The organism is Candidatus Leptofilum sp. (assembly GCF_965223525.1).
GTDB lineage: Bacteria > Chloroflexota > Anaerolineae > Promineifilales > Promineifilaceae > Leptofilum.
The window spans coordinates 118,254-135,504 of sequence record NZ_CBDCWX010000005.1; the positions used below are offsets into that span (position 1 = coordinate 118,254).

Here is a 17,251-nt window from a genome sequence, read left to right on the forward strand (position 1 = left end):
AATTATCCTCCGGCTTTTTCACGGCGGCTAAAAAGGCGCCCAAATAGACCACTTGGTTTTTCAGGTTCTTCTTTGCCGTTACCGATTGGTGTTTTACCTTCCATCAATTCCTTGGCAATTTGATCTGCAACTTTGATAAAAGCCAAGCTGATGGGTTTCTTTTGATGTTCGCCCATGACCATAGGCACGCCCCGATTTGAAGCATCGCTTACCGTCGTTTCATCATCAGGAATTGTGCCATAAATCGGCCGTTTTAACGCCTTGCCAACATCATGAACAGAAATACCCCTGCCCTGCTTGCTTTTGGCCCTGTTGATTAACAACCAAACCTTTTGAGTTTCGTACTCCAAGCTCTCAGCAAGATCAAAAAAGCGGCTAACATTTTTCAGGCTCGATAGGCTTTGTTGTGCAATCAATACAATTCTGTCCGACAAATCCAAAATTGCTAATGTTTTTTCGCTAAGGTACGATGTGGTATCCACAATAATGAAGTCAAAAGATTCCTTCAAGGTTGCTAGCAGTTGCTTAATATTCTCTTCAGTAACTACATCAGCCATTTCAGGGCGAGGGGGTGCTAACAATACATTCAAGTTACTGCGATGCACCTGTGAAATACTACTAATCAAATCTTGGTCAAGTTCATTTCCACGATCGCTTAAATCTGCAATACTGGTAACCGCCTTCATGTTCAACATGACAGAAACATCACCGAATTGCAAGCTCCCATCAACCAAAATGGTTCTGCGCCCCCTGCGTGCTAACGAAACCGCTAAGTTTATGGCCACAGTGGTGCATCCAGCTCCGCCTTTCGGACTGTATACAGCAATCAAATTTCCTTCCGGAGCAGTCATGGGCTCGTCTGGAATATTGCTTGCCTGTCGGGGTTGGCGGGCGGGGGCAGCACTTACTGTTGGGCGCTTATCATGAACCCGACGAATTGCCGCTACTAATTCATCTCCGCCAAATGGCTTGGTCAAAAAGTCGCGGGCACCAGCCATCATAGCCCGGCGCAGATAGTTTGGATCGCTCTGCACCGACATGATGATTATCTGAACTGTTGGAACTGATTCTGTGATTTGTTGGCTTGCCCCAATACCATCTATGCCCGGCATATTAATATCCATCAAAATGATGTCAGGCTGATGTTCTTTAGCCATCTGAACAGCTTCTTCACCCGTTCCAGCTTGGCCAATTACTTCTATGTCAGATTCAAATTGAAGGAGTTTTCTAACATTTTCCCGTGTTTCAGGGAGGTCATCTACTATCAGTACGCGAATATTTCCTGCCATTATACATCCAAAAGTATTGAATTTCCTATTTATTGAATTTTGTTAAGTTTGCTGCCGTGTTTAACTTCTCTCTAAGAATCTTTTGCGGTTGAGGAAAGAGAATCATATCTCTACATAATATTATGCCCTAATCTAGGGATTTAGACCATCATACTATGATCCCTAACAATGTCAATAGGGCAAGTTTATATATATGGTACAGGGGATAAACAAGAACAGTAGAAAAAAAGTGAGCCCTATCTTAAAAGATAGGGCTCAGGTCTCAAAACAAACAATTAATATGTCTTAAAATGAATATTGCCAATAATTAGGCACTGAGACCATCAACGATGCGGCTAAATACGTTACCAATTTGCGGGCCGAGCAGAGTCAGAATTGCAATTACAACAACAGCCACAAGGACCAATACCAATGCATATTCAACCAAGCCCTGACCATCTTCACGGTGTAAGAATAACATCTGTTAAAACCTCCTTTACAGTTTACAGATATAAATCACGTTACAATAGAATTTACGTTATCTAGCTTAATCTTTTCCAAGGTTAGCCACAATAGGATTGTGGTACTTGATTTTTACTGACTAGTTAAAGTTAATCGTAGAGTAGTCCTAGTACCTTACACTTAACATTACTTGTTGCTTTTGGAATCAACTTTTGTAGGGTAGCAGTAATAAGCTAAATCTGTCAAGAATCTCTGCTTATAAGTCAGTATCTTCTAAAATTGGTATCGAAAATTCTACCCTTGTTCCCTGACCCAAATTACTCTGAATATTTAATTCGCCACCCAACATTTCGGTTCTTTCTCTCAAAGTAGATAGGCCAATTGTTTTTTGATTGCCATTGAAAGCGTCGTCAACGTTAAAGCCAGTGCCGTTGTCTTCAACTACGGCCGTTACCTGCTCCGATGCCATATCTATTTGTATTTGAATTTGCGTTGCCTGGGCGTGATTTAGAGCATTTTGAAGCAATTCCTGCACATTGCGGAACACTGTCACCTCAATGTGACTCTCTAAACGGCGCTCAACACCTGTAACGGTAATTGGCACCGGAAGGCCATTCTTTTCCTGAAAAGATTCGGCATATCGGCGCAAAGTAGGAATCACGCCAAGATCGTCCAGCATCATTGGACGCAAGTCAAAAATGAAATCTTTTACATTGCTAAAAGTGGACCCAGCAGAACTTTTCAACGCGTTCAATTCTGTACGAGCCCGATCAGGATTGACATCAAAAAACCGTTGGCAAATTTCTGCTTGCAAAATGAAGTTGCTGATGGAAGAAGCAACGCTGTCGTGCATTTTGCGAACCAAACCTTGCCGCACAGCTTCTTCCGTTTGAATTACCCGAATAACATTTGGCTGATCACCTGTGGCCTTACGCCGGCCTCCTGAAGTTGGAAGAGGCACCGACCCATCGGTTAATTCTATTATTTTTCTTTGAAATTCAGCTAAACGTTCCAGATTGCGTTGGTCGCTTTGCAATTTTTCTAGCTGACCACGCATGGTAAACAAACGTTGTTGCACATCATTAAGCGCTTCATACGCCTCTTTGATGTCTTCACGGGGCAACGTTTCAAAGTTTGTTTGAAGTTGGCGAGTGTAACTGTTTACTTGGGAATTACGCTGCGCCAACCGCTCAACTTCTGCCGCGCTCTGTTTTATAAGGATGTCAATTTCTTTGAGGTCTCGTTGGGTTTGTTCGTAATCTTTGTGGGTTTCTTCTAAAAAAGAAGCGAGCGAAAACTCGTTTTCCATTCCGGCTGTGTCTACCATTTGATATATTCCTTGCGTTTAGCAAGCCACAATGGCGTTATCGCTGCTCATTGTGGCTCACTTAAAGCATTTTCAGAATAACAAATAGTGCTTACTCGGAAAATGCTTTTGGATTAGCGAGAGCCCTCCAGACGCACCCATCCATGACGCAAAGCATATACGGCCGCTTGTGTACGATCATCTACACGCAACTTACGCAGGATGGCCGTCATGTGGTTTTTAACCGTCTGATGGCTAATCCCTAGTTTATACGCAATCTCTTTATTGCTCAAGCCCCTGGTAACATGCTCCAAAATTTCCATTTCACGAGGCGACAGCGGAACAAACAAATCTTCAGAATCACTAATTAGCGGCCCGCTAAAACGGCCGATTCGTGACTCTACCCAACTCATCAGTTCATCATAAGACATTGTCTTCTCTTCCACATAATAGTTGCCTTCACGAACCGTGTGAATGATGTTGATCAATGCCTCAGGTGTAATATCTTTGGGGCAGTAAGCAGAAGCGCCAGCCCGAATGGCGTGAAATACTTGTTCAGCGTCATCGTACCCTGTGATCATAATTACCTTCACATCGGGCAGCTGGGATTTAATTTTGCGTGTAACTTGCAAACCATTAATGGTTGGTAAGTTGATGTCCATCAAAATTACTTCTGGATTAACCTCGTAAGCCATTTCAATGGCAACCTCACCGTCGGCAGCTTCTCCTATTACTTTCATGCGGGAATCTGTTTCTAGAACATCACGCAAACCTTGACGGAAAACAGGATGGTCATCAACAATGAGTAGTTCAGTTTGTTCGGTCATTATTTATTTACCTCGTTTTATAAATTGTTACATGCGAACAGCTTAAATTTTTGCCTTAATTTGGATTCGTTAAATGCTAAAATGCGGATGCTTGTGGTGCGTGTTCAGAAGTGAAATCAGTATAGCAGTTTTCACTTAAACAGGTACTAGGACTACGGTCCCATCATCTGGTAAACGGCCATGTTGTTTAAACCTTGCTCAGTTGTCAGCACAAATTCTGTAGAAAACCGCAGCACAGTTGTTGGCTGATTCACAATTTGGGCGTAGGGCCACCCCGGTGCTGTTACCAGATATTGAGCATCGCTGTTTAGGATATATTGCGCGAGGGCTTCTTCGCTTTCAAGCAATGGAATTACCTCTGGTGAAATGAGGCCAGCTAAATCCAGCAACGGCCGTTCTGCAAAATATCCAATCGCACCAATATCATGGGAAGCAATGAGGGCGTCTGGCGGGGTGTTGTCTGCTAACCACCCCGCCACTGCGACCATTTCCCCTTCAACGATGGCAACATCGGCTGCAAAAGCAAAAGCCCCTTGCAGCAAGAAAAACAATAGTATGATGGTAAAGGACAGGCGCGCTACCTGTTGTACTAGCCATAAGGTACGGGGATTTTCTGACGAACTATATAACAGTACTAGGACCCACCCAGCCAAACCATACAGCACCCAAACGGGCATGATCGGAATAAGGTAACGGCCGTGTTGAAACGTGACCGGCAAACGCCAAGCATAAAGTAAAACGTGCCCCCCAGCCCAAAATAGCGGTAGCAAATAAAGAAGTCGTCGCTGCGCCCAATCGGCGCGAATAGCGTGCCAGGCGGCCACGATGAGGCCAGGTAGCAAAAGTAAGTGGGGGCTGCTAACGCCGCGCCAACCAGAGGCAGGACCACCCAGGCTCAGAAAAAGCAACTGACTAAAACGAGAGATGAAGGGCTTGGCCAAAACGGCCGCATACTCAACCTGTTTGGCATATAGCGTATTGGGCCAAACGGTGCCGCTGGTAAAGAAGTTGAACAGGAAATAAGGAATAAGGGGCAGGACGGCCGTTCCCAACAAAACGCCACCCCTCTGCAACCGTGCCAAACTACTGGTGGGCAATAGCAAAACGCCCGCAAACAGGAGCAGCAGAAGCCCCAAACCATCTGGCCGAATGAGGATAAGCAGTCCGGCAAAAAAACCGAGCCTGGCTACTTGTCGCGGGTTTGGTGAGCCATTTTGAACCATCTCTGCGTACCAGGCGGCAAGCTGTAAACCCATCGCGGCAAAAAAGAGTGTTTCCATGCCGCTGGTAGCCGCCCAGATGAGCGGCCAAGTGAGTACTATCACAACGCCAGCCAGCCAGTCGTGCGCCGCTTTTTGCGGCCAGAGGGTGCGCCAGAGTCGCATCCCGCTCCAGCCTAGCCAGATTAGGCTTAAGCCACCCAACAGATATGCCCAAAACAGGTAGGGAAGCCGCACCAGGTAGCCTAAAGCCAGCAATATCGTCCAGAGCGGGGCGGTAGAGCCTGCGCTGCTGACACCGGGGGTAAATTCGAGACGGCCGTTCCGAGCCAAATTCCGCGCATAAGTCTGGTGAATCCAGGCGTCATCCAGCGGAAAACCCAGCCTGTTTTGGGCAGTGATGCCCAGGAAGAGCGCGAGCCCAATTCCTGCTGCAAGCAGCACCCACACTCGGCGATTGCGCCACCATTTCATAACCTATGCCGCCTTTTCCAAATCATTCTCAAAGCGTAAATTCATGGAGTCAATTCGTAAAGTTGATACCCATCGCGGACAAATAATAATGTAAAACCGGGCTGGCTAGTCTGCTGCACGTACAGTTCGTCTAGCGGCTGCGGATGGTCTACGTCCAAAAGCAGATGGGTCACGCCATACCTGGTTGCTGCCTCTTGCACAATGGCAATGGGTTCGTTGGGAATGCTGAGTGCGGGCAAGCCTGTGTGATAGTAAACACCGGGCGCATTGCCTGCCATGAGTACGGCCATTTCCGGCAACATCGCCCCTACGTCTGCGTACACCTCTGCTTCCAGTCCACTATCCGCCCGCGCATAAAAGAGGGTGGCACTGATGGCAAAGGCGACAATGACAAACAGCGCAGCAAAGCGGGGTTTGGCGGTTTGCGGTTCCCAGTGGGGCAGCTTTGTGGCCATCCACTCAACGGCATAGCCCAGCCCAGCCGTCGCCAGCACCATCAGCCACGGCCACAATGCCACAGAAGAATGTAGTAAGCCGCCACGCCCACCCGGCAGCGTGAAGACGAGGCTCATGCTGGCAAAAAGCAGCAGGGCATACCAGCTCATTGGCCGCAAATACGGCCGTTTTTCCTCATCCCGCCACCATTTCCACCAGCCCCACACAACTAGCGGCGTTAAAAAGACCAATCCGCAGACAGCAATGAACGTGCCGCCAGCCAGCAGCAAGCCATCCAGTTTGGATTGCAAAATATTGCCCCAACCCCACTCCAAAAAGTGTGTCAGGTCAAAGGAACGGCCGTACGCAAACAGATCATCATAGGTGGTGAGGAAGATGGTTTGGGTGCCGCTAGTGGGCAACGGCCGTCCAAACAAGCGCCAGTTGCGGATGAACCAGGGGGTCATCACCAGCAGGTAACCCAAAATTAAATTTACCACAGAGAGCACAGAGGACACGGAGATTTTTCTTTCTTTTCTCTGCGCGCTCCGTGCGCTCTGTGGTGAAAAAATCTGCCAAAGCCACAGCAGCCCACCGACAATTAGCAGCAGCGCCCCATCTGCCCGCGTGAGGTGCGCCAAGCCAGCGGTGAGCCCCGCCAGGAACCACCACTTTTTTGCGGGACGCTGCTGGGTGAAGGAGAGGAAGAGTAAGCACAGCCCACCCGCCCAGGCGAAAGGAACAAAGGTGGAGGGCTGGTTAAGAAAGCGTGTGTAAAACCCGCCGGAGATTGTGAGAAGTACGGCCGTCCACATCTGCCACCGTTCACTAAAAAATTGCAGGCTAATCCAGTAGGCCAGTAACGGCAGCAAACCCGCTAGCAGCCAAAACGGAAGCTGCGCCGCCCAAAAGCCACCCCCCAGGCTATAGCCCGCCGCTGCCAAAATGGAAGTCAGCGGCATCCAGTAGCTGTGGCTGGGCGTAGGCACCCCCGCCGGATCGTCCAGGTATTGCCAGATGACCAGCTCCGTGAAGCCGTCGCCAGCCGCTAGCCGCTGGCCGTTGCTGGTATAGTAGTAAGCGTCCATGTAGGTCGGCGTGGGCATCTGCACCAACCAAATGGCCTGGAACAACAGCCCCAGCAAAGCTAACCACAACCAATCGGTACGCCGCCAGTTAGCAGATTGCGTAGACAAAATCTCCAGTCTCCAATCTCTAATCTCCGTTCCTCACAAAAATCTGGGCAATGTCATCTTCGTATACTTGTTTCCAATCGGGGCTGGTGGCAAGGACTGTTGTTAACGGCGTGCCGCGCTCCATCAAGACGTAATCAACCTCGTATTCGTCCAGCGGTTCTTGCCAGGTAGGGCGCACCTCAAACGTCTCGCGGTAGCGCAGCAAGAACGGATCGCCGTACACGTCGGCACGGCCGTCCACAAACACAGGCACGCCCCGCCAAATGAGGTAGCCACCCCAGTTGTAGCTGTTGTAACCCCGTGCGTCATCCAACCCGGCTTCTTCCAAATAATCCACCGCTGCCACTGGGTAACGAGCAGCAATCGCGGTTTCATTGTTGTCTATTTTGGTGTTGCTGTAGAGTACGGCCGTTCCCACCGCTACCAACAAAATCACCCAATTCAGAACCGCAAACAACAGCTTCATCGTCTGCTCCAATAGCGAATCATGCAAAACAGGCTCTAAGCGACTGCCAGCAATTACATTGTGCCAATGCCGCACAATAATTGGCGTGGCCACGATGGCGAACAGCGGAATGTGCCGCGCCGAGAGTAATCCCGCCGCGCCAGTGCCTAAAAAGAGCAGCAGATCAGTGAAAGTCACTCGTGCTGGGGCCGGCGTCGGCGCATTTTGCGCTGCCGTGCCACTTGCTTTCACGTTGTGGTTGGTGCCCTCATTATCTAACCAACTGGCACGGTCAGGAGACCGGCCAGAGCCTGTAAATTGACCGCTTTTGTTAAAAACCCAGCCCAATACGCCCAACGCCAGCATCCCGGCAAACGGCCAAAAGTAAGTTTGGTGAAAATCGGGGGAGAGCCATTCCTGAATGTACCCCTGCATCGCGCCGCTGCCCAGCGTGAGGAATGGATAAATCCACAGTTCAAAGCCGCTGGGATTCACCGCCGCTGCCAAAAAACTAATAATCGTCACGCCAAAGAGCTGAAAAATCGCAGGCTGCGCCAAAGTGCGTTCCGTCGGTGTGGCCAGCCAACGCTGCGCCGTATCTCCCACCGCGTATGTGCCCAGCAACACCACGCCCAGTAGGTAGCCGCTATGCAAGTTGGCCCAAACCAGCGTCAGTAGCGGCAATAACCAGAGCGTCCACGTACGCCACTTGCCATCTTTCACCCGCTCGACGATGAGGACGAAGACGGCCGTAAGCAACAAGTTAAATATCTGCGGCCGCGCCCCCCAAACGATGGCGGAGGTGATGGCGGCTAATAACACGATGAATGCGGCTAGGTACGGCCGTCCCGCACACGCCAAATACAACAACCAATAAGTCAAGGCAATAAGTGCCGCAAAAAAAAGAATCAGCCCCGGCAAGCCAGCCGCCAAATAAACCAGCCACATAATTACCTGCGAGAGCCATTCATGCGTTACCCACGCATTTTGCGGCACGGTAAAAGTGAACACATCCTGCGCCGGGATGCCATTTTGCAAAATGTACTCTCCCGTCCGCAGATGCCACCACATATCTGGGTCTAGCGTCTCACGCACCGCCATCGTGAAGAGGGCAATGGCAAACAGAGCCACAAACAGTCTTTTAGTGTTCAGAAAAAAGATTTTAGTCATAGGAAAACACGGTACTAATAAACTCTGTCAGCAAAAACCACGCAGCGAAAAAGATTCTTGACAAGGTGACTGCATTCTGCGAATGCTTGGTGAACGGCCGCATCAACATTTAACCATTTACCATTCACAATTAACCATTAACTCGGTTTTTTCGCATACACCGTAAACAAATCACCAAAATTCAGGGGAATAGCCACATGCCCTAGCCGCAAACCATTCACCACCCAGCTTGCTAGGCGACCCAGCGGGCGGCTTAGTGCCTCCACACGACTAACAAAGTAGTTCAGCCGCAGGTAGCGCCCTTCTGCGCCAGACCAAACCACCTCAAACCTATTCTTCTTCAGCATTTGGCGCAGCGTTTTTTGGCTAAAGTAATGAATGTGCATATCCATCAGCCAGGGCCAGCGTGCGCCCATCAGTTTGGCCATCAGGCTGCTGATGTCCATCGTGTGAATCACTACCCAGCCACCTGGCTTTAGCAGATGGTACGCTTTGCCAATCTCGCCCAGCGGATCGGCCACATGCTCAATCACGTCCCACATGGTCACCACATCGAACTGCTTACCTGCCAATTCTGGCGCATCCTGCGTGCCGTGGATGACGTGCAGCCCTTGTTTTTGCGCTACGCTGGCAGCCCATTCGGATGGCTCCACGCCACATGCTTGCCAACCGGCCTCGCAGGCTGTTTCTACAAAGACGCCAATGTACGCGCCTACGTCTAGCAGAGAACGGCCGTTTGCCATCCCCACTCGTTTCTCCATTGCCCGCAAATGTTTTTGGAAGGTTAGCTCACGCGCGGCACGCTCTTGCAGGTAGGTTTCATCAGTAACGGCCGTATATGCCTGCAAAATTTCATCCCCGTCCCAGCGCGGATTGGCATACACATACCCACATTGGCGGCACTGCACAATCTGGGCATGATGTCCATATCCTGGATTGGTACACGAAAACGCATCAACTTCTATCTGCTCTTGCGGCTGAATTGTGGCCGGAAAGCGAACTTTGTAATCATCCGCGCCGCACAAATTGCATGGCACGCTAATCATGATGAGGAATAGGCACTTTTGGTCGTCTTGGCTCACCACCCCGCAGCCGCCGAAACGCTAGCCGCAGCAGCGTATATTGCGCTTTGATCACTTCGTTGCGCGAGATTTTGGTGGTGCCTTTGCGCCGATCTTCAAAAACAATGGGCACTTCCCCAATTTGCCAACCGCGCCGCTGGCACAAAAAGAGCATCTCTACCAAAAAAGAGTAACCACTAGAAAAAATACGATCCAGCGGAATAGATTCCAACACTTCACGCCGATATAGCCGAAAACCGGCCGTAGCATCCCGCGCCTGCAGGCTTAGAAGCGAACGGGCCACAAAATTTGCCCCCTTGCTGAGTAAAACGCGCTTCCAGGTGCAGTTGCGCTGGCCACCGCCCGCCACGTAGCGCGAGCCAATAACAACATGCTTTTGCTTACTCAACTCAATCATGGCGGGAATGTAGCGCGGGTTGTGAGAGAAATCGGCGTCCATTGTCATAATGCGCTGAGCGCCAATGGCTAACCCCTTTTTAAAGCCAGCAATGTAAGCCGTGCCCAAGCCCATCTTGCCCGGCCGATGCACCACATACACCCGCCCCGGCTCTTTTGCCACCCATTGATCGGCCAGTTGGCCCGTACCGTCGGGAGAGTTATCATCCACCACAATCACACCAATGGCAACTGGCAAGGCCAGCAACTGAGAGATAAGATCATCTAAATTATCTGCTTCGTTATAAGTTGGTACAATTACAAATGTGTTTGTCATATCAATTACCACCCTAAAGGCTCGTTCACAAAGATAGCTTGTTCCGAAAACGAACCTCAAGGCCTGGTTGTGTCACAATCAAGCCCTAAAACTGGCTGATTGTAACGGTTACTTTTCTGCCAAACAACTACAATATCCAAACGTTTCCCAACTTTTCTGTCAGGAGTTTGTATGACACAACAACACAACTGGAAGCCAAACACGGCCGTTTCCATCAAGCACAGTCATTTTTTAACGATTTGGTGGCGGCAGAATGCGTATATGTGGGGGGATAACTATTTTGCTGGCAGGTTGGGAGCCATCATTCAGCACTGTCTTCGTCGCCAAAATTGATCAGCCCGCGCTGCAACGCCTCTTCCAGAGAGATGCCATCGGCGTTGCCCGTGCTGTCGCCTCCACCAGATGTATCCCAAAATGCGTCCAGATCGGCCGTTTCGTCTGCAGGTGCGTCAGCAGCACCAGCGAGCAAGTCCATCAGTTCGTCTGGGGCAATGTCCAGGTAGTCGGCTGGGGGAGCGGGTTCTGGTTCCGGTTCTGACGTTGGTTGTGGGGGGGCAACGGCCGTTTCAGAATCATTCAGTGTAGGCGTTTCCACCTTCATCTCCGCCGTATCCATTTCCTCAACCACTGGGGGCTCTGTAGCCAGCGGTGTGGCTGCCAGCGGAGGTGCATCTAGCGAGGGCAGCAGCGCCAGTAAATCCTTGATTGCCCGCTGGGTGAACACCCAAATGGTGCCAATACGCCCCCGGCGGGCTTCCATATCAAAAAAGAGCGTCAAAAAGTGGTGGCGACCAACATTGGCGCAGTAAAATTCAAACGCACTGCCCATGTGGTATTGCAGCGTGAAGGGTTCCGTCGCGCCCAGTTCATCTGCCAAAGAAAAGCTGTTGCTCAAATTATCAGCCACGATACCCATCAGCTTGGGTAAATCGAACTGACGGCCGTCTCCCGCCGAAAACAAAATCTCCCCCACAGCCGAAGCCAGGGTGAGGTGTACGGCACCCGTATCCACCCGCAATGCGTCCAGGCGACGTTGCAAATCATCAGAAACGGCCGTAGCGGCCGTTTTGGTTACCAGCGGTGCGGTTGTAGGGAGCGTAACAGATTCGCCATGCAGGGCAGTGTGAACGGCCGTTAAAACACTGTCTGTATCCAATGGCTTCTGGAAATAGCGGTAAACGCCGAGTTCATTCGCCTCTTTCTTACCCTGGCTAGAAGAGTACGCCGTAATCATAATCACCGGCACGTCTCGCCCCAACGCTTTGAGCCGTCGCACCAAATCAAACCCGCTCATGCCTGGTAGGCGCACGTCGGTAATGAGTAAATCAAATTGAGAGCGGCGCAGCTCCAGCAGCCCTTCTTCTGCCGAAGGAACCGCCAGCACTTCGCAATCCTGATTAGAAAGTTCCAGCATCGAGCGTAAGAACTCCAGCATCTCAAAATGATCATCAACGACTAGAATTTGCTTTGCATCCGCCATAGAGTTACCCACAATTTGGTTCGATTTCGCCCATTATAAAGTCTGCCAACAGGTAAAGACAAGTAGAGTGGCGTGAATAACAGACCTTAACAACTATACTTCAACGATGTGAACCTCTTCTGGCAAATTCTCCCGCGTTAGCTTGCTGGCACCCTTCTCACCCGTTTCCAACAGCCAACACGCCGCATAATGCTCATTGCCGTAATCCTTAAAGGGCGGCTCCTCCTGCAAACATTTGTCAAAAGCCAGCGGGCAGCGCGTGTGGAAGCGGCAGCCAGTGGGCGGGTTCAGCGGACTAGGCACATCCCCCTCCAAAATGACCCGCTGACGCTTCACCATGGGGTCTGGGATGGGAATGGCAGACATAAGTGCCTGGGTGTATGGATGCAGCGGATCGCGGTACAAATCATCGCGCGAAGCCATCTCTACCATTTTGCCTAAATACATCACACCCACGCGGTCACTAAAATGCTCCACCACGCTCAAATTGTGAGCGATGAACAAGTACGTGAGGCCAAAATCTTTTTGCAGCTCCCGCAAAATATTTAGCACCTGTGCTTGAATAGAAACGTCTAACGCCGACACAGGCTCATCACAAACAATGAATTTCGGCCGTAGCGCCAGGGCTCGGGCAATGCCAATGCGCTGCCGCTGACCGCCAGAAAATTCATGGGGATACCGCCGGGCATGATCCGCCCGCATTCCCACGCGGGTAAGCATCTCTACCACAATATCGTACCGGTCAGCGGCGTTCTTGTCGGTGTGGATGCGTAGCCCTTCGGCAATGCTCTCGCCAATTGGCATTCGTGGGTCTAGTGATGAGTATGGGTCTTGGAAAATAATCTGAATATCCCGACGCAGCTTCTTCAACTCATTGGCCGTCAAGTCAAAGATATTTTTGCCATCAAAAATAACTTCGCCAGATGTCGCCGGGAGCAGCCGCAAAATGGTGCGGCCAACCGTAGTTTTGCCGCAGCCAGATTCCCCCACAAGCCCAAACGATTCGCCTTCGTAAATAAAAAAGGAAACATCGTCTACCGCTTTTACCCAGCCCTGGGTGCGCTGCAATAACCCACCTCGTACCGGAAAATGTTTCACCACATTTTTAACATCTACTAAAATGCGCCTCTTTTCGGGCGTGTCACCATTCTGCTCTACATCGCGTGCCATCTTAACTCTCCAATTCCTCTTCATGCAGCCAGCAGCGAACCTGACGGTTTGGAGCAACGGTTTTGAGTTCCGGCTCTTCTTCGGTGCATATGGTTAGATCGTGCTCAACCCGCGCCATGCAGCGGGGCGCAAATTTGCAGCCTTGTGGCAAATCAATAAGGTTTGGCACCGAGCCGGGAATCGTCACCAGCTCCTTTTCTGCCTGCCCCAACACAGGTGTAGAACCGATGAGAGCGGCCGTATACGGATGTTTGGGCGATTTAAACAGGTCAACAACGGGGGCTTCTTCTACCACGCGCCCGGCATACATTACCACCACCCGGTCACACATTTCGGCCACCACCCCTAAATCGTGGGTAATTAAAATGATGGCCGTTTCCATTTTAGAGCGGAGATTACGCATAAGGTCCAAAATTTGAGCCTGAATGGTTACGTCCAGGGCGGTGGTTGGCTCATCGGCAATGAGCAATTCTGGCACACAAGCCAGAGCCATCGCAATCATCACGCGCTGAGCCATGCCACCGGACAGTTCGTGTGGGTAGGCATTCGCCCGCGTCTCTGGCTCTGGAATGCCCACCATGCTCAGAAGCTGAATCGCTCGCTTCTGCCCGGCTTCTTTGCCAAGATCCTGATGAATAAATAACACTTCCGATAGCTGATCGCCAATTTTGAACACCGGATTCAGGCAACTTTGGGGTTGTTGGAAAATCATCGAGATGCGATTGCCTCGAATTTTCACCATTTGAGATTCTGTTAATTTCAGCAAATCCTCATTGTCAAAGTTTATTTCACCTTCAACGATTTTTCCGGGCTGGCCAACAAGGCGCATGACGGATAGCGATGAAACGCTTTTGCCACAGCCAGACTCGCCCACGACACCAAGGACTTCGCCCCGTTTCACATGAAAATCAATACCATCCACCGCGCGGACAACGCCAGCCTCGGTAAAAAATTGCGTTTTTAAGCCTTTGACTTCTAATATAGTTTCTTTGTTATTTTGCACGCTTGGCCTCTTCGTCCCTTGATGGTTTTCCTAATCCATAACCGCTGCAATTTGTCCTTCGGGCAAAATTGTGTATTCCGGTGAATCAGGATGGGGTGGTCATTTTACCAGAGCAAACTTTTCGATGCCATAAGTGACCCAGTCCCTACGCGGTTTTTCAGTTGTCACCAAATAAGACGCGGATTAACGCGGATGGCGCGGATAGAAGTGAATAATCCGCGTTTTCAGCGCTTGTCCGCGTCCTGCCGCCATTTTGATGGCGATTACTGAAAAATCCTGCCAGCCCCTGAATGCTAGGCACTAGACTCAATATATTACAATACTCAATTGTAACCTCGCTCGTAAGTGAGGCTGGCTAGGATTCATCGCGTAGGTAAATGGGCATGTTTTGGGAGAAACGGCCGTCTTCATCATCACCTACACCGAAAGAATCAACAGCCTTTTTAATTGGTAGTTTCCATATTTTTATCATTTGTTGTCTTGCGTCCTCTTTATTGAAGGAGGTTTTTTCATGTTGCAACCAGATTTTACTTTTCAACCCAAAACCAGTTGGCTGACCTTTTGCTTATCTTTGTTCGTGGCGCTGCTTGTGGGGCAGTTGGGCGTTCAACCATCCAAAGCGGGTGGCAATGTGTGGACAGTTTGTCAATCAGCCCCCCCAGATGATTGTGATTTCGACGATATTAATACGGCCGTAAACAACGCATCGGTCATGGATGGAGACATTCTCACCTTTCCTGTTAATCGAGAAACTTACGCGCCAATAAACATTAACAATAAAGAAATTACGCTTCAAGGGAACAATACAGAGATTGATGCTGCCGATGCAGGGACGGCCGTTACCATCACCAACGGCAGCAAAACAGCAACCTTCAACGACTTTACCATCCAGAATGGCAACAGCAGCAACGGGGCAGGCATCCTGCTCAACAGCGGCAACCTAACGCTCACCGACGTGTCGTTCAACGGCAACGACGCCACCAACGACGGTGGCGCACTGTACGTGAGCAGCAGCGGCAGCAGCGTGAACCTGACGGACGTTACCATGCAGACGAATACGGCCGTAGCTTCCGGCGGTGCAATTTACAACAATGGCACCCTTACCGCCGACAACCTCTCCCTCACCGACAACGAAGCAGTCGAAGGCGGGGGTATTTACAACAATGGCACCGTTATGTTAAACAACCAGACGGCCGTACAAAGAAACATGGTTACGCAATCTGGCGGGGGTATTTACAACGATTCGGGGGGCGATGTAACCATCACAGACTCAGATGTTTCCAGTAACGAAGCAGTTAACGGTGCGGCCGTTTACAACGAAGGCACCCTACAAGTGACAAACAGCAATTTGGGCAGCAGCAATATAGCCATGCAGGCCGGGGGCGGGCTGTTCAACAGCGGGCAGGCCACCTTGCTGAACAGCGCCGTTGTACAAAACGACGGCGCAACCGGGGCTGGCATCTACAATGAAGGCACGCTAACCGCCACCAACAGCACCTTCAGCCGCAATGAAGGCGCAAACGGAGCCGGTTTGTACAACCAAAGCGACACCGCCACGCTGAACAACGTCACCATTCACCTGACTATTGGCACATCCATTTTTGCCAATGGCGGCACGGTAAACGTGGGTAATACCATCATTTCTTCTGTTTCTGGTAATGCGGCGTGTGGGGGCAGCGGTAATTTCAACTCCAATGGCTACAATTTGGCCAACGACCAAAGCTGCACCTTCCTGACGGCAACTGGGGATTTGCAAGGCTTAGACCCAGACCTCAACGGAATCAACTCGCCAGCAGATAGCGCAGCTTACCACGCACCAAAGCTCACCAGCCCAGTTATTGATGCTGGGAATCCTGCCGCCCCGGGCAGCAACAGTACCGCCTGCCTTGCCACCGACCAACGAGGCTTGGAACGGCCGCAATCAACTCGCTGTGATATTGGTGCAGTGGAAATTGAGATTTTCCGCCTGTATGTACCAGCCGTGTTGAAGTAATGGCAACGCTTGTTTAGCATCGAATTTTCACGAATTAGCGCGAAACTGTGCCAAAATTCGAGACCATCCGCGTCTTTCGCCCTCACCCAGCTGCGGCACGGCCTCTGACCGCGTCGCCGATTTTGTTGTGCTGCGCTTTCAAATTTTTGCGTGCGTTGGGTGGCAACGAAGATTAAACAATTTCATCAAAATCGAAAAACCAGATAACCAGATATGAACATGCCGGCTCATTCTACAATCTCAAGGACCCAAGTATAGTGCTCTACCTTCCCTGAAGTTTGCTGAAACGTGAATTCAATTTGATGTTGTCCAAGTGTTAATGGTGCCTTCCAACAGTAATCAGCCGGTGTAAGCCAAGCTGTGCGAACGTCATCTGGGTTTTCTGGCATATGTATCACTGGCAAAGTCTTCAGCACAGAGCCTGTCATTTCCATTTGCGTATAATTGACATATAATGCCATTCGTTTCTCCATTTCACCCAAAGGCGTCAAATCATCTCCCTCTTCGGCTAGTGGTTCACTAGACACTCTAAGACAAATAGTTGATTGATACCCTTCTTCCGGATTATCCGTTGCAGAACCGATAATTTCGATACCGGCCGGGGAATAACGATAAATATCTAAGGGTACAATTGAGTACTCCTTAGGGCTTACTGCTTGAATATAGTTAGGGCGCGGCTGAATAGGCGTCATTTCCATTATCCTTATCGGTTTTAGTAAGAAAGACGCATCTTGTGTCGCCATCGGTTCAGGTTCTTTCGTTGAACCAGGTGCACCTGTACTTTTTGTACATGAGCCCAAAATATTGAAAATGAATAACAGAACTACAACTTGCAGAATATATTGCCGAGTCATTCCAATTTTCTCCTGCCCGTATTCGTACCTTGCTTGAATTTGCTGTTGCCTTTGCCGCTCATCTCACCAACTCGTACAGGTTAGGAAAAATGACGCTGTCAGAGCCTGCACTGAGCGAAGCCGAAGTGAGACAAATCACAGCCCATGATTGAGA

15 protein-coding genes are annotated in these 17,251 nt (G+C 50.1%); 2 read left to right on the plus strand and 13 right to left on the minus strand.

The genetic code is table 11. The features are described from left to right. Window positions 1-2: 2 nt before the first annotated feature. From ACOQPM_RS06025 to ACOQPM_RS06065, 9 genes are all read right to left on the minus strand, one after another. Window positions 3-1,289: a response regulator gene (locus tag ACOQPM_RS06025; RefSeq protein ID WP_420628341.1), complete on the minus strand. Its 1,287-nt coding sequence runs from the start codon at window positions 1,287-1,289 to the stop codon at window positions 3-5. Window positions 1,290-1,596: 307 nt separating this feature from the next. Next, entirely contained in the window at window positions 1,597-1,749 is a 153-nt protein-coding gene (locus ACOQPM_RS06030) for a pilus assembly protein (protein ID WP_420628342.1), read from the minus strand. 237 nt (window positions 1,750-1,986) lie between these two features. Beyond that, window positions 1,987-3,057 (minus strand): ATP-binding protein, encoded by a 1,071-nt coding sequence (locus tag ACOQPM_RS06035; RefSeq protein ID WP_420628343.1) that lies wholly within the window; start codon window positions 3,055-3,057, stop codon window positions 1,987-1,989. Between the two features lie 113 nt (window positions 3,058-3,170). Beyond that, window positions 3,171-3,863, minus strand: a complete 693-nt coding sequence (locus ACOQPM_RS06040) for a response regulator (protein ID WP_420628344.1) — start codon at window positions 3,861-3,863, stop codon at window positions 3,171-3,173. Window positions 3,864-4,015: 152 nt separating this feature from the next. Further along, entirely contained in the window at window positions 4,016-5,557 is a 1,542-nt protein-coding gene (locus ACOQPM_RS06045; protein WP_420628345.1) for a hypothetical protein, read from the minus strand. Between the two features lie 41 nt (window positions 5,558-5,598). Beyond that, window positions 5,599-7,188, minus strand: a complete 1,590-nt coding sequence (locus tag ACOQPM_RS06050) for a glycosyltransferase family 39 protein (RefSeq protein WP_420628346.1) — start codon at window positions 7,186-7,188, stop codon at window positions 5,599-5,601. 19 nt (window positions 7,189-7,207) lie between these two features. Further along, window positions 7,208-8,803 carry a hypothetical protein gene (locus tag ACOQPM_RS06055; protein ID WP_420628347.1) on the minus strand — a complete coding sequence of 532 codons (1,596 nt, stop codon included), beginning with the start codon at window positions 8,801-8,803 and terminating at the stop codon, window positions 7,208-7,210. A gap of 137 nt (window positions 8,804-8,940) precedes the next feature. After that, entirely contained in the window at window positions 8,941-9,885 is a 945-nt protein-coding gene (locus tag ACOQPM_RS06060) for a class I SAM-dependent methyltransferase (protein WP_420628348.1), read from the minus strand. Beyond that, on the minus strand, window positions 9,842-10,597 hold the full coding sequence (locus tag ACOQPM_RS06065; RefSeq protein ID WP_420628349.1) for a polyprenol monophosphomannose synthase: 756 nt from the start codon (window positions 10,595-10,597) through the stop codon (window positions 9,842-9,844). Before ACOQPM_RS06065 ends, ACOQPM_RS06060 begins: the two co-directional genes overlap by 44 nt. A gap of 171 nt (window positions 10,598-10,768) precedes the next feature. Here ACOQPM_RS06065 and ACOQPM_RS06070 point away from each other — a divergent pair, with 171 nt between their 5' ends. Further along, window positions 10,769-10,930: a hypothetical protein gene (locus ACOQPM_RS06070; RefSeq protein WP_420628350.1), complete on the plus strand. Its 162-nt coding sequence runs from the start codon at window positions 10,769-10,771 to the stop codon at window positions 10,928-10,930. Here the strand turns inward: ACOQPM_RS06070 and ACOQPM_RS06075 are convergent. The 3 genes from ACOQPM_RS06075 to ACOQPM_RS06085 form a co-directional block, all read right to left on the minus strand. Next, the gene (locus tag ACOQPM_RS06075; protein WP_420628351.1) at window positions 10,899-12,077 is read right to left on the minus strand and encodes a response regulator; all 1,179 of its coding nucleotides are present in this window, start codon (window positions 12,075-12,077) and stop codon (window positions 10,899-10,901) included. The two genes, ACOQPM_RS06070 and ACOQPM_RS06075, sit on opposite strands and share 32 nt — an antisense overlap. A gap of 93 nt (window positions 12,078-12,170) precedes the next feature. After that, window positions 12,171-13,247 carry an ABC transporter ATP-binding protein gene (locus ACOQPM_RS06080; RefSeq protein ID WP_420628352.1) on the minus strand — a complete coding sequence of 359 codons (1,077 nt, stop codon included), beginning with the start codon at window positions 13,245-13,247 and terminating at the stop codon, window positions 12,171-12,173. 1 nt (window position 13,248) lies between these two features. Continuing rightward, window positions 13,249-14,250, minus strand: coding sequence for an ABC transporter ATP-binding protein (locus tag ACOQPM_RS06085; protein WP_420628353.1), 1,002 nt, complete (start codon window positions 14,248-14,250; stop codon window positions 13,249-13,251). A 511-nt stretch (window positions 14,251-14,761) separates the two neighbouring features. On the opposite strand from ACOQPM_RS06085, the gene ACOQPM_RS06090 reads away from it, so the two are divergent. After that, window positions 14,762-16,243, plus strand: a complete 1,482-nt coding sequence (locus tag ACOQPM_RS06090) for a choice-of-anchor Q domain-containing protein (RefSeq protein WP_420628354.1) — start codon at window positions 14,762-14,764, stop codon at window positions 16,241-16,243. A gap of 227 nt (window positions 16,244-16,470) precedes the next feature. Here the strand turns inward: ACOQPM_RS06090 and ACOQPM_RS06095 are convergent, their stop codons facing one another. Beyond that, the gene (locus ACOQPM_RS06095) at window positions 16,471-17,097 is read right to left on the minus strand and encodes a hypothetical protein (RefSeq protein WP_420628355.1); all 627 of its coding nucleotides are present in this window, start codon (window positions 17,095-17,097) and stop codon (window positions 16,471-16,473) included. Window positions 17,098-17,251: the final 154 nt, after the last annotated feature.

Coding starts and splice junctions, on each gene's coding strand:
- ACOQPM_RS06030 (WP_420628342.1), bottom strand. CDS start 1,749: ATGTTATTCTTACACCGTGAAGATGGTCAGGGCTTGGTTGAATATGCA.
- ACOQPM_RS06045 (WP_420628345.1), bottom strand. CDS start 5,557: ATGAAATGGTGGCGCAATCGCCGAGTGTGGGTGCTGCTTGCAGCAGGA.
- ACOQPM_RS06025 (WP_420628341.1), bottom strand. CDS start 1,289: ATGGCAGGAAATATTCGCGTACTGATAGTAGATGACCTCCCTGAAACA.
- ACOQPM_RS06075 (WP_420628351.1), bottom strand. CDS start 12,077: ATGGCGGATGCAAAGCAAATTCTAGTCGTTGATGATCATTTTGAGATG.
- ACOQPM_RS06090 (WP_420628354.1), top strand. CDS start 14,762: ATGTTGCAACCAGATTTTACTTTTCAACCCAAAACCAGTTGGCTGACC.
- ACOQPM_RS06070 (WP_420628350.1), top strand. CDS start 10,769: ATGACACAACAACACAACTGGAAGCCAAACACGGCCGTTTCCATCAAG.
- ACOQPM_RS06055 (WP_420628347.1), bottom strand. CDS start 8,803: ATGACTAAAATCTTTTTTCTGAACACTAAAAGACTGTTTGTGGCTCTG.
- ACOQPM_RS06095 (WP_420628355.1), bottom strand. CDS start 17,097: ATGACTCGGCAATATATTCTGCAAGTTGTAGTTCTGTTATTCATTTTC.
- ACOQPM_RS06080 (WP_420628352.1), bottom strand. CDS start 13,247: ATGGCACGCGATGTAGAGCAGAATGGTGACACGCCCGAAAAGAGGCGC.
- ACOQPM_RS06065 (WP_420628349.1), bottom strand. CDS start 10,597: ATGACAAACACATTTGTAATTGTACCAACTTATAACGAAGCAGATAAT.
- ACOQPM_RS06040 (WP_420628344.1), bottom strand. CDS start 3,863: ATGACCGAACAAACTGAACTACTCATTGTTGATGACCATCCTGTTTTC.
- ACOQPM_RS06035 (WP_420628343.1), bottom strand. CDS start 3,057: ATGGTAGACACAGCCGGAATGGAAAACGAGTTTTCGCTCGCTTCTTTT.